We start from the raw sequence: 12,358 nt of genomic DNA, 5'->3' as shown, positions 1-12,358 counted from the left end.
GCCATGAATCGATTTATCACGCGCGTGTTGCCGCTCTTAATTCCGGTTATCACCGCCCAGGCCGCACAAACACCACAAGCCTTCCCCAAAGACGACCGGGTTAAAAAGGTGATTTTTGAAGACAACAACGTGGTCACCGTGGCGGCCACCACCTTTACCTCGACCCAGATAGTCTTTGGGCAAAGCGAGGCCATCCTCGATGTCGAGGGCGGCGACACCTCCGGCTGGATGGTCACCCATCACGCCAACCTGCCCAACATGATGTTTATCAAGCCGACCATGTTAAATTCCAACACCAACATGACGGTGGTGACCAACCGGCACACCTATTATTTTCACGTGTTGAGCAACAAATCACTGGACACCAATCCTGTCCGTCAGGTGTATGCCATCAAGTTTGTTTATCCCGAGGAAGAACGTGCGCGGCGTGAAGCTCGGAGAAAAGAAAGGGCGAGGAATCATCCCAAACCCAAAGACCCGAAAACCCTGAACTGGCATTACCGTGTCAGCGGCAATGCGCAAATCATCCCCGCACACGTCTTTGATGACGGCACGTTCACCTACTTTGAACTGAGAAAAAACCAGCCGGTACCGGCGATTTTTGCCGTTGATGACCGGCAGGGCAAGGAATCGGTAGTCAATACCCGCCGTCAGGGCAACGTGCTGGTGGTGCAGCGGCTGGCGCCGCAATTTACCCTGCGCCACGGCGGTCAGGTGGCGTCCGTTTTTAATTCGCTTGAAATTGCCCGCATCAAACAGGGCAGGAGGTAGTCATGAATCCCAATGAAACAAACACCCAGGAACAAGACGAATCGGTTGCGTCCCTGTCTAAAGTCACCCCGCCGGTCAAACGAAAAGGCTTACTGCGTGGGTATCAGGCCTACATCGGGTTTGGCATCGGGGCTTTGTTGCTGTTGTTCGGGTTTTTGCCGTCGCACAGCGAATCGCCGGAAGTGGCTGAGGAAAGCGGCTCCCCGCAAAAGGAATTCACATTATCGCAAAACATGGCGTTGATTGAGCGGATGAAGCAGGAGGCGCAACAGGCGCACGACAAAGAAGCCGTTATCGTGCAGCCACAACGGCCACCCAAACTGCGCCCTCGCAAGAAAATGAGCAAGGAAACGCTGGCACGCATGAACGCGCCGACCACCTTTTTTAATGACTCCTCGGCAAATAACGCCAGCGCCACCGGTGCGGAACCATCCGGGGCGGTGTTAAACGGCAATAACGCCAACGCCCAATTCATCAACCAGCAAAACGACATCACCTCAGTCACTGCCAAACGCCTGCCGCATCCGGCCTTAACAGTTCCGGCCGGAGAAATGATACCGGCCACCCTGGAAACGGCCATCCATTCGGAACTGCCCGGTATGGTACGCGCCATCACCACCCGGGATGTGTATTCGCTGCAAGGGGAGAATTTGCTGATACCCAGAGGCTCCACACTGGTGGGGCAGTTTAATTCCGCAGTCAGCGAAGGGCAGAGCCGGATTTTGGTGGTGTGGAACCGGGTGCAGTTGGCCAATGGGGTGATTGCCACCTTAAACAGCCCGGGCACCGATAGCATCGGGCGTTCCGGGCAGGGAGCCGATTACATCAACCGTCATTTCTTTGAACGCTTTGGTACCAGCGCATTGCTATCCATTTTAGGGGCGTATACCGCCAATAATGGGGTGAACGGGCAGGACGAATACAATTCCAAATCGCAATACCGCATGGCCATTGCTTCCAGCTTTCAGCAGGCGGCCGGACAGACGCTGCAACATAGTATGCAAATTAAACCCACCTTGGCCATCAATCAGGGTACGCCCATTCATGTGTTTGTGGCGCACGATTTGGATTTTCATGGGGTGGCTACCTCATGGAAATAAAACCATCCTCGTTGTATGCGCCGGGTTCGGAGGGGTTGTTAACGCCTTTGACACGATGGCTTTCCGATAACACGGTCTCGGAGATTTTGATTAACAAGCCGCGGGAAATCTTTGTGGAACAGGGAGGCGTCATGCGGCGTTTTGAAGTGCCGGAACTAACGACGCTGCATATCAAACGCCTGTTTACCTTAATTGCCAATGAAAACGGCCAGGTGCTTAACGAATCCTCGCCCATGCTCTCGGGTAATCTGATGGATGGGTCGCGGGTGCAGTTGGTGATGCCGCCGGCTGCCCGGCATTACACCCTATCCATCCGCCGCCCGTCGATTGCGGCAAGGACGCTGGAGGATTACCAATACTCTGATTTTTATTCTCAAACCCAACCCTTTCATGTGCACGATAGCGCTGAAACACTGATGACCGAGTCTGATAAAGTGTTAGCAACGCTTTATCAACAACGGCGTTGGGGTGAGTTTATTCAGCAGGCGGTTCTTGCCAAAAAGAATATTGTCATTTCCGGTGAAACGTCCTCCGGTAAAACCACCTTTCTCAACGCCTGCTGTCAGCATATCCCGCATCAGGAGCGGCTCATCACGCTCGAAGATACCTTTGAAGTGACTTTGCCTCACGCCAATCAGGTCAACTTGCTCGCTCCCAAAAGACAGGAAAAAGAAGCTGCTGTGCTGACCATGCAGGATTTGGTGCAAGGTTCGTTACGGCTGAGACCCGACCGGCTCATCATGGGTGAAATCCGGGGTCGGGAAGTGCTTGATTTTATCAGCGCCTGTGTCACCGGCCACAATGGCTCGATGACCAGCCTGCACGCCGGCAACCCCAAAATCGCCTTCCTGCGCATGACCCAGATGTACAAGCTTAACAACGTGCCATCCATGCGCGATGAGGACATTTTGCGTGAGTTGCACGAGGTGATTGATGTCATTGTGCAGTTGCAGCGTACCAATGCCGGCCGGTACGTGACCTATGTGTATTACAAAGAGGCCGGAAATAATACCGGAAGGAACGCTTGATGACCGTTGGTATTCTGCTGTTATTGGGTGTTTTGACTGGCATTGGGTATGGCCTTTGGCAAGGAGGCATTGCCCGTATTTTTTCTGCTTACGCCCTAAGTGGCATCGGCCTTATTCTGTTGGGGCTGTTATGTGCCGTTTTGATATTTGGTGTTTGGCAGGAGGAAGTCATTAGCTCGCTGTATGATGTTTGGAATCTCATTGCGCTAGCCCGGGAAGACGACGACCTTAAACAAGCCATGATGTTGTCGCTGGCCGGTGGTTTTATAATCCCTCTTATTTTTCTCACCATAGCCTTTAAGGACAAATGGCAAAGTGACAATAAAGTGTTGGGCAACGCCCATTTTGCCTCAGGCATGGAGGTCTGGAAAGCCGGGTTTCTCAAGCAGGAGGAAGGTGCGATTCTCATTGGCAAAAAATACGGCGTGCCGATTTGGTCGAACGGTTTTGAACACGTGCTGGTCTTTGCACCCACGGGTAGTGGGAAAACCCGAAGTATCGGCATACCCAATCTGTTTCAATATCCCTTTTCGGTGGTGTGCAATGATGTGAAACTCACCCTGTTTCAAACCACCGCCCAATATCGGGAAACAGTCTTAGGCCATCGCTGCTTTTGCTGGTCACCGACCGATGAACAGGGCAATACCCATCGTTACAACCCACTGGATTTGATAGCGCGGGATAAACGGCAGCGCATCACCGACATTCAACGCATAGCCCACATTCTCATACCCGACAGTAAAAAATCCGATCCCATCTGGCAGCAGGCGTCCAGAAAGTTGTTTAAGGCGATCGTGCTTTATCTGCTTGATACCCCCGAACGACCGACCACATTGGGCGAAATCAATCGTTTGATTAAGCAGCAGGGCTTTGACGAGTGGCTGGCAGGGATGCTGGAGGAAAGCGAGCATCTAGATCCGGAGTGTTACCGCAACGGTTATTCGTATTTAAACAACCATGAAAAAACGAGAAGCTCGATTCTGGAAACACTGTCCGGTTATTTTGAACTGTTTGAAGATCCGGTGATCGATGCGGCCACCTCAGCGTCGGATTTTGATTTGCGCAATCTGAGGCGTGAGAAGATCACCATCTACATCGGGTTTAGTGACGATGACATGGAGCGGTTAGCGCCGTTGCTGACCTTGTTCTGGCAGCAGTTGATTTCAGTGATGATTCGCAAAGTTCCGGATGTCACAGAGGAACCTTATCCCTTGTTGTGTATGATTGATGAGTTTTCCTCCCTGGGGCGTATTGAGCGATTGAGAAGGTCTCTAAAACTGTTGCGCGAATACCGGGTGCGTTGCGTGCTGATGTTGCAATACATTGCCCAGACCTATGAGCAATACACCCAGGATGAAGCACGAGCCTTTACCAACATCAAAACGAAAATCGCTTTTGCAGCTGAGGATATTCATGATGCGGAATACATCAGTAAGTTGCTGGGGACTCGGACCATACGGGTGAGTGCCGGCTCCAGCAGCAATCAAAACCATGGTTATAGTGTGTCGTCCAGTTACAACTATCAGGCCGTGCCTTTGTTGCGGGCGGATGAGGTGATGAGGCTACCTGCCGGACAAACGTTGATTATGAGGACAGGGATTGCGCCAGTGAAGGCAGGGCAGTTTGTTTGGTATCGCGAGATTAAATCAAAACAGTGGAATATTTAATTGATATTCCAAATGGACAGATTCATTCTCAATTCATTATGGATGATTTACACGTGATTTCGTGCGTTTCCATCATTTAAAAAATAGTGACAGAAACAGGAGAACAAATATGCTCAAAAAAAATTCCGGGCAATCCCCTCAAAAAAACGACGTCCTTAATATAGCTAAACTATCGAAACCCCAATTAATCCAAATCATTGCCCAACAACTACTAGAGGGAGACTATAGGTATACCTCGTTATGGTGCTCAATAATTACTGCGTTTTACGTTCCTAATAATTTTTTATCAAAGATGAATTGGTAAAAATTTGAGCATGTGAGTTGTGAACTGTAACCCGACATGCTCATCCCAGGATTATAAAATGTGAAAAAGACATCCTTGGCTATACAAGCAATATGCCTAACCTACTTTGGATAAGCCTAATAAAAAAGAAATCCTTCTTTTTTATTGACGGACGTCTCGGATTGACTAGTTACCCTGCTATCAAAAAATTGTAATCCAGTAGGCTTTTGCCCATTTTTTTCCTGTGGGCGGAACAAAACCAGCAATTGCTCTTGCTCTTGTTTGGCTAGCTTATAATTTTTTGTACTAAACACTGAGTAATGATCTTCTAAAAGTTGTTGCGCATCTTTTAGAAATTGCTCAGCCTCCACATGGCGATCCAAAACATGCAGAACCTTAGCTTGCGCACATATTGCTTTATTAAGGTTAAACACAATTTTTTCATGAAGATTTGGGGGTACAGCTTCTGGTGTGTTAGCAAGCGAAAGCACACGATTCACGGCATTTTTTCCTGCCTCTATGGCTCCCATGAAATCCTTATTGTTATAATAGACAATGCTGAGATTAGACCATAACGGCACTTCGCTACTTTGAGAAAGGCTTGTCATTTCACCACTTTGATAGACAGCCAAGCTATGGCGATATGCTTCAATAGCAAGCTCCCATTGCTTTTGTTTATAAAAGGCATTACCTAAAGCTTTCCAGCTTCCGCCTAACTGTAAAAACATGGTCTTGGCAATAGAGTGCTCTAAGGCATATTCAGGAGGGAGCGCCTTGATGACAGCACAGATGCCTTGATCTATCTTTGTTAAGTTTGTGTGCAAGCTCTCAGGATGTTTACAGTCTGTTTTCAGGTTTCCTGACGGATGATAATGGATATCATCAAAAAGCTCATGTATCTCAACAAAAAGTATACGAACCTTAACTCGAGCCAGCATCAATTCCAAAGTATTTCTCATTGAACCTTCATATAACGGTATAGCATCTTGTAATTTTCCTTTTGCTAGCATCAAAGCATCAATCGCTTGTTTTTTTTGTTGCTCACCTTCCTCAATGACATCTTGTTGATGCTCTCGAAGTAATTCGTTCAAGCTATAATTATAATCTTCTTCACAATACGTCCAGATGTGACCATCGAAAATATCCATGCTTTCCAGTAACGCATCGATTCTGTCCATACCATTATATATTCCATGCGCCAGATAATAATCTGGATCAATTTGAGCATCACCAATGGCAATGACTTTTGGCAAGCCTTCACGATAATAAGAGACATTCGTCAACATCTTATTATGAGATATAAAAGGAAGAAATCTTGGTTTTTTTTCATACTTTTTAGAAGGTGGCAGGTGTTTATATTGAAGTCCTGCCTCTCTACTATCCAAAACAATCTGAACCCAGTCATCGTACTGACCAGATTCTAATTTCTCTGGCGCCTGCATATATAGGCATACCTTTCCCTTACCAAAAGGAACGCCATAACAACGAGGAAAGTACATTTCTTTCCAACCAAGCTCATGAAACCCAACCATTAATTTGGCATATTTTTTAGGACTCTGAGATTGCAGAAATTTCTCTCTATCTTGGCTAATACTGTTAATTAGCATAAGATCATTTTTATCCATATAAACATACGCTAAAAAATGATGCGTTTCTGGTACATCACCAATCGATTTTAACGTAAAAGGAGGAGTAGTTGACATGTTATTGACCGCATTTAGAACAACGCGAGATGAGCCTGTACAATCAAAGACATAATCCGCTTCAACAATTTCCGATATTCCTTCTATATCCTCAACTATAACTCCAGGCGATTTTTTATCATCGACCAGATCAACAAATTGTTTTGATTCAATTTTAATATTGAGACGCTTTACCTCTTCATATAATTGGCGCTCAAAATCCTTAATATGACCAATATCTTTTGACCAAAAACTCTTATTAATTCGTTTTTCAGCTCTGCGAAATGCACTTTCATTGAGATGGCCTGGACGCGTATAAATACCTTGTCTTGGATCATAGATAACAATATCTTTAATGCCTTTTTTTCTTAATTTAATCGCCAAGTATAATCCTGCAGGACCCGCTCCAATAATAACTTTCATAGATTGAATTGACCTTCAAAAATTTTATATTTTAATCGCAGATTCTTAAGTAAATATTAACGAAAATATCCAACCAGAAATATTTCTTTATATGGGACATGTGGGTTACAGAAGGTAGGTGACGTGGTCCAATTGATTTATCCGAGTCAAACCCGCAGCGGGTGGCAAAATCCAGTGGCCAATCAATCACGTTATCTAACACCTAATCAGGTTGTGCTCTTGCTTAGGGTGGATGAAGTCATGCGACTTTCATCCCAACAAACATTGATTATGATAACTGGGTTTGCATCAGTAACGGTGGGGCTGTTTGTTTAGTATAGGGAAAACATCCATGTTGTTTATTCTTAACGTCAAAGCACTTTATTCAAATTCATCGGTTATGAACAAGCAGGCCCGCTCGAGCACACAGACGTTTCAATATAGTCGTGTAGCTCATCTTCAGACATACCTCTGGCCTTTTCAGGTGTAATAAACCCGTCTTTTAATGCCTGCAATCCATTATCACTCAGTAAAATTTTGCAATGTGGGCCTGAAGGTAAAATTATAAACTGCTCAGGCGTCATTAATTTCTCTCTTAATGCTTGCAATCCATTATCGCTCAGTAATTGTCCAAGATTTGTCTTTAATTGAAATATCTGTTCTGGTTTGATTAATCCCTCTTTTACTGCTTGTATACCGTTATCATCAGAAAGAAATGATGCAGCGATAAAAGGAGCATTTTTAGGGACTGCTCTAAAAATATCTTCTGCCAAAGGCAGATTATAAACACCTTCCAAAACCAATTTTTGCAGTTCCTGAGGTAGTTGGCTTGCTCTTGTAATGAAATCATCTCGATTTTTAGCACCGGTTTTTTCCCATAACAACGGATTGTTTTGGTAAGTATCCCATAGTGCTTTATCGACCTTTTCTAAGGAGAGATTGGTTTTTGGTGCAGCGAAGCTTAAAATATGTTGCAGTAAAAATGGATCCTCTGATCCAAAAAATAAAGTCACGAGTTCATTCTCCAGGATAAAATGCTTGAGACGCTATCACAATGCTTTATTTAATAGCAACATAGTTTGACTCTTGTCATCTACAATATTTGAGATGTTTGTTAATTCGCTTATTATTTCTCTCTTATTGGCATTTTTTCTTTAAAATGGGCTTGTAACCTGTCATATAAAACAGGGTATGTTTCTTTCATCACGTTATTGAGGACTTTGTTTTCAATCATAGTTTTAACAATAAGACGAATTTCCTTATCCTTTTTCTCGGCAAAATATCCGGATAGTTTTTTTCGTTGCTCCACCGCCTGTTCGTATTGAGCCAGGATAGGGTATTCCTTCTTAAGCTGGTCAAAGGCAGTCTTGTCTGGCATGGTTTCTTTAATAAGAGTTCTTTTGTCTCTGATATCCTGCTCCCGTTTCTGAAAAGCCTGGTTTTGTTGATGAGATTCATAATTCAACACGTAGTGGTATTTGTCTTTGATGTTGCTGGCGACCCCGGCCAGATGATTAACCACACGGCCAATCAATTTATCCGGGTCAAACCCGCAGCGGGTAGCAAAATCCAGCGGCCAGTCGATGACATTGTCTTTGGTGGTGCTTCGAGACAGGGTTTGTTTCAACGCGTTTAAATCCGGATGATTGACCTTATCGGCATACAGTTTAAGATTTTGCTTATGGCGGGTCATGGCGACAAAGCTTAAATGCCGGTCCCAGAATTTGCTGTCGATGAGCACTCTGGCGTGTTCTGTGGTCATACCCTGGGATTTATGAACGGTAAGCGCATAGCCGTAATCGATGGCGCGGTAAGATTTGGGAATGGACACCTGTTCGCCACTGTCGAGAGTGATGTGCAGTTGGTTGTTATCAATGGCTTTGACCGTGCCCAAATCGCCATTTCTTACACCAAGCACCTTATCATTCTGCCGGAACAACAACCGCTCCCCGGAGGAAATCATCAGTTCTCGTTCAAAGCCTGCCCGGATGATGTCTTCCCGACCTAGCCATTGTTTTTCCTGCAACACGCCTCTGGCTTTGTCGTTGAGGTCAGCCACGGCCGCTCGGGTAAAGGCCAGCATGATAGAGCCTTTGATTGTGTCGGGCGTGATGGCTTGCTGCCAGTCTAAAACAAGATGATTGGCGGCGTCATGGACCGTGTCATGAAAGGATACCGCGCCCTGGTTATGGTAATGCCTTAAAGCCTCGTCAATATGCCCCTTGGCCAGATTAAGACTGGCCTTGCGGTCATCCAAATCATTCTGACGCCTAATGTTATCCAGTTCGATATAACCGGTGTAGGCGGCAATACCGCGAAATATTTCCCCTTTGTGGATGGGTTTTAACTGGTCGGGGTCGCCGACTAAAATCACCTTGCTGCCGGCTTTTCGTGCTTCTTTGAGCAACAAGGCCATGTTGGCAAAATCCACCATGCCCGCTTCATCAACGATTATGACGTGCTTGTCGGTTAATTGCAGTTGCTTGTTGATGAGGCGATAGGATAGGGAGGCCAGTGTTGAGGACGCAATGCCCGTTTCCTGTTGCAAGGCTTTGGCGACTTTCCCGGATAGAGAGGCGCCAATGACCTGGCAATGGTGCTGTTCGTAATACTCTTTGACCGGTTTTAACAGATAACTTTTCCCGGCTCCGGGACGACCCACCACCACACTGATATCCTGTCCCTGGGTGATGAACCGCAAGGCATCAATTTGCTCACCACTTAACGCATAGCGTTGGGCAAGACCATCCACGGATTGACCAAACACGTGGTGACGTCGGGTCATCATCTTTTCAATATCGCTGCGAAGACGGGCTTCCTGGATGTATTGATGACGGGTGGTGTAACAATCGCGTCCCAAATCATTGGGACCCAGCTTGATAACGTCTTTATGGTTTAAAACCCGTTCGACCAGGGTTAAATACTCATGGTGGTTCTGGCTGTCTTTGAAGGTTTTAAACAACAAGCGCTCCACGTCCCGGCGGCTGAACACGCTGCATTGCAGGGAGATATGATTGATGAGATTTTCGATACTGTCTCGGGTAATGTCGCGTCGGGCTTCACGAATCAATTGGTTTTCTTCGCGTAGATAATGACGGTTGCCGTCCTTCATCTTACCGTGGTGGCGTTCGCTCAAAATATGATTGACGTCCACGCTTAAGTCGATGTTTTGGTCGATAAAAAAATCATTTTGAAAATCACGCCACTGTTCACCCCAGTAGTCATTTTCAACCACAAAGCCTTTGGCAAAGGCCGGGTTTAAATCGCGTGCCTTGTATCTGGAGAAACCGTCTTTCTCCAGGCGGCGGGTTGAAATCAGAATGTGGGCATGCGGGTTATCGTCACCATGGTCGTGAATGGCAATATCAGCCGGCAAGCCGTTTTCCACAAAATAGGTCTGGGCAAACCGTTTGGCTAGTTCCACTTGTTGAATCAAATCCAGTTCTTTGGGCAAAGCCAGAACCACATCCTTGCACACTTGCGCATCGCATCGACTTTCAGCAAGTTCGGCTTGATTCCATAAAAATTCACGATTTAAAAAGGATTCATCACAACCTTCGGGCAGGAGGATTTCAGAAAAAACGACGTCATGGCGATTAGAAAAATCATGGGTAAACCCCGTGCGTGAATCCTGCAATTTCTGACCCGAGCGATAAGCGGCCGCCGCGACCACACTGTGGCCTTTCGAGCGGCTATGAATGGAGACACGGGCAAAAGCAATCGCCATGAAACACCTTTATTAAAAAGCGCTCCATCGGTTGCTTGAAAATTGATAAGACCTTCTCCGTGAAGGATTTTTTTGAAGTACGGAGTTAATTTAGCAAACATTCGAACGAATGTATATTGCGCTCTTCGCTTTTCGCTGCGAGACGGGATGGCCTCGCTGCACTCGGGGGTTTACACGATGGTTGATTTCGAAGATCGGAGGGGTTATCCTTTTTTGCGTTACCTTAATTTGCGGAGAACATCATGTCAAAGAAGACATTGTCGCAAATGGAAGAGGCACTCACGGATAGAATTGAACAAGCGAAAGCGAAACTCACCAAGCTGCAACAAAAACACAAATTCGAAATCGGCACACTCGCCTACAAACACGGCCTGCATCATTGCGACCTTAAGCAACTGGATTTTATCTTTGCCAAGATTGCCAGGGAGTTGCGCCATGAGCACTCGTGAACAAATTAAAAAACAGCAACAGGTGCTTGCGCGATGTGAAAAATCACTGGCACTGGAGAAGCTCAAAAAGCGTCGGGCTGAAACTCGGCGTAAGATTGAGCTTGGTGGGCTGGTGGTTAAATCGGGGATGGATGGTTTTTCAAAATCCATGATCTTGGGTGCGTTATATCACTCTGCGAGTTTGATTTACGCTGATAATACATACAAAGAGTTATTTAACTCAAAAGGGAATCAAGCTTTTTTAGAAGGCGATTAATAGCTGATTGTGAGCATCCTATTAAAGGATACTGATTAAAGCATTTTCTAAATCTTCTCTTGATTCAAATTGATTAATAAAGGGGAAGGCTTGTCTTGGCAATTGATTTTTTGCAATTGGATTATGGAAGTAAATACATTCACTCTCAATATCGGGAATTGCGTGTTCTAGTCCTTCAAGCTTTGGGTAAAATATACATAGCCTTCTGGAAAATAATACGCCTGATAAAAAATTGAACTCATCCTTTTTAAAGTAATTAGTCTTAAGTGGGCTATTACTCTTCTTCTTTTTTACAGCATCTTCCTCGGCTAAATAAATCATTTCAGTATTGGGATCATAAATTCTTTCAGAAAGCCCGAATAAGCAACTTGCTTCAACAAGCAGATCATTAGGATTAAGGTGGATACCAATCGGGCTTGATGAAATGGCGATAAAGTAACCGTCGTTATCAGTTATGATATCCTTATAACCATTATTAAATGCATTAATTTTCTTATCTATAGCGCCGCATATTTTCTCTTTATACTCTTCCCTTGGGATGCGGCAAGAAGATCCCAAAACCTCATCCAGTTCTATATTCAACGCCGGGTACTCCCCGGGGTTGATTATTGTTGCTTCAAGAAAGTATCTTTGATTATTGACCAAAAAACAAAAATCTGGCTTACTTTTGTTTTTTCTTCCAAAGTCTTTATCCTCGAGTAATTCAATATTTGGGCTATTTTTTAAAAAATCTGATAATGTCAGTTCCCATAAGCAAGCTTCTGTAGAAATAGGAAATTCGCTTACAAATTTTTTATCAAGGTATTGAGCGTTTTCGCTATATTTATTGTTCCAGTATGCAATTACTTGCTTGTCATTTGGATTGTTTCTAGTCCGAGTCAACTCATAAAGAGGGTTTCTACCGGGGTTGTTAAAAAGATTTACACTTTTATTCATATCAAAAATCAATCCTTAAAAATCAAAATGTAAAAAAGCAGAAATGCTACAATAAGT

The 12,358-nt window shown here is 45.1% G+C and carries 10 protein-coding genes; 6 read left to right on the top strand and 4 right to left on the bottom strand.

From position 1 onward, the window contains the following. The first annotated feature begins 3 nt into the window (after positions 1 to 3). The 4 genes from virB9 to CKW05_RS13555 are packed head-to-tail and all read left to right on the top strand — an operon-like array spanning position 4 to position 4,566. Positions 4 to 771: a P-type conjugative transfer protein VirB9 gene (gene virB9 / locus CKW05_RS13570; protein WP_058482633.1), complete on the top strand. Its 768-nt coding sequence runs from the start codon at positions 4 to 6 to the stop codon at positions 769 to 771. Between the two features lie 2 nt (positions 772 to 773). Further along, positions 774 to 1,871 (top strand): TrbI/VirB10 family protein, encoded by a 1,098-nt coding sequence (locus CKW05_RS13565; protein ID WP_058482634.1) that lies wholly within the window; start codon positions 774 to 776, stop codon positions 1,869 to 1,871. Next, entirely contained in the window at positions 1,862 to 2,899 is a 1,038-nt protein-coding gene (virB11, locus tag CKW05_RS13560) for a P-type DNA transfer ATPase VirB11 (RefSeq protein ID WP_058482635.1), read from the top strand. The genes CKW05_RS13565 and virB11 overlap by 10 nt, the downstream gene beginning before the upstream one ends. Continuing rightward, entirely contained in the window at positions 2,899 to 4,566 is a 1,668-nt protein-coding gene (locus tag CKW05_RS13555) for a type IV secretory system conjugative DNA transfer family protein (protein ID WP_058482636.1), read from the top strand. The genes virB11 and CKW05_RS13555 overlap by 1 nt, the downstream gene beginning before the upstream one ends. A gap of 420 nt (positions 4,567 to 4,986) precedes the next feature. Here CKW05_RS13555 and CKW05_RS13545 read toward each other — a convergent pair whose 3' ends face one another. The 3 genes from CKW05_RS13545 to traA all read right to left on the bottom strand — a co-directional run bounded on the left by CKW05_RS13545 (position 4,987) and on the right by traA (position 10,660). Beyond that, positions 4,987 to 6,954, bottom strand: a complete 1,968-nt coding sequence (locus CKW05_RS13545; protein ID WP_058482638.1) for an FAD-dependent oxidoreductase — start codon at positions 6,952 to 6,954, stop codon at positions 4,987 to 4,989. 377 nt (positions 6,955 to 7,331) lie between these two features. After that, positions 7,332 to 7,946: a hypothetical protein gene (locus tag CKW05_RS13540; RefSeq protein WP_058482639.1), complete on the bottom strand. Its 615-nt coding sequence runs from the start codon at positions 7,944 to 7,946 to the stop codon at positions 7,332 to 7,334. A gap of 113 nt (positions 7,947 to 8,059) precedes the next feature. Beyond that, on the bottom strand, positions 8,060 to 10,660 hold the full coding sequence (traA, locus tag CKW05_RS13535) for a Ti-type conjugative transfer relaxase TraA (RefSeq protein ID WP_058482640.1): 2,601 nt from the start codon (positions 10,658 to 10,660) through the stop codon (positions 8,060 to 8,062). 242 nt (positions 10,661 to 10,902) lie between these two features. Between traA and CKW05_RS13530 the strand changes: the two genes are divergently transcribed. Both CKW05_RS13530 and CKW05_RS13525 read left to right on the top strand, forming a co-directional pair. After that, entirely contained in the window at positions 10,903 to 11,109 is a 207-nt protein-coding gene (locus tag CKW05_RS13530; protein ID WP_058482641.1) for a hypothetical protein, read from the top strand. Next, entirely contained in the window at positions 11,096 to 11,365 is a 270-nt protein-coding gene (locus CKW05_RS13525) for a conjugal transfer protein TraD (protein ID WP_058482642.1), read from the top strand. The genes CKW05_RS13530 and CKW05_RS13525 overlap by 14 nt, the downstream gene beginning before the upstream one ends. A gap of 21 nt (positions 11,366 to 11,386) precedes the next feature. Here the strand turns inward: CKW05_RS13525 and CKW05_RS13520 are convergent, their stop codons facing one another. Then, on the bottom strand, positions 11,387 to 12,301 hold the full coding sequence (locus CKW05_RS13520; RefSeq protein WP_058482643.1) for a hypothetical protein: 915 nt from the start codon (positions 12,299 to 12,301) through the stop codon (positions 11,387 to 11,389). Positions 12,302 to 12,358 lie beyond the last annotated feature (57 nt).

It is taken from the genome of Legionella spiritensis, from assembly GCF_900186965.1.
Lineage (GTDB): Bacteria > Pseudomonadota > Gammaproteobacteria > Legionellales > Legionellaceae > Legionella_C > Legionella_C spiritensis.
The sequence above is the reverse complement of the archived record's forward strand: the minus strand, read 5'-3'. Positions and strand labels throughout refer to the sequence as shown.

What these genes read in the sequence shown, in the direction of transcription:
- virB9 (WP_058482633.1), top strand. Translation starts at nt 4, where the DNA reads ATGAATCGATTTATCACGCGCGTGTTGCCGCTCTTAATTCCGGTTATC.
- CKW05_RS13565 (WP_058482634.1), top strand. Translation starts at nt 774, where the DNA reads ATGAATCCCAATGAAACAAACACCCAGGAACAAGACGAATCGGTTGCG.
- virB11 (WP_058482635.1), top strand. Translation starts at nt 1,862, where the DNA reads ATGGAAATAAAACCATCCTCGTTGTATGCGCCGGGTTCGGAGGGGTTG.
- CKW05_RS13555 (WP_058482636.1), top strand. Translation starts at nt 2,899, where the DNA reads ATGACCGTTGGTATTCTGCTGTTATTGGGTGTTTTGACTGGCATTGGG.
- CKW05_RS13545 (WP_058482638.1), bottom strand. Translation starts at nt 6,954, where the DNA reads ATGAAAGTTATTATTGGAGCGGGTCCTGCAGGATTATACTTGGCGATT.
- traA (WP_058482640.1), bottom strand. Translation starts at nt 10,660, where the DNA reads ATGGCGATTGCTTTTGCCCGTGTCTCCATTCATAGCCGCTCGAAAGGC.
- CKW05_RS13530 (WP_058482641.1), top strand. Translation starts at nt 10,903, where the DNA reads ATGTCAAAGAAGACATTGTCGCAAATGGAAGAGGCACTCACGGATAGA.
- CKW05_RS13525 (WP_058482642.1), top strand. Translation starts at nt 11,096, where the DNA reads ATGAGCACTCGTGAACAAATTAAAAAACAGCAACAGGTGCTTGCGCGA.
- CKW05_RS13520 (WP_058482643.1), bottom strand. Translation starts at nt 12,301, where the DNA reads ATGAATAAAAGTGTAAATCTTTTTAACAACCCCGGTAGAAACCCTCTT.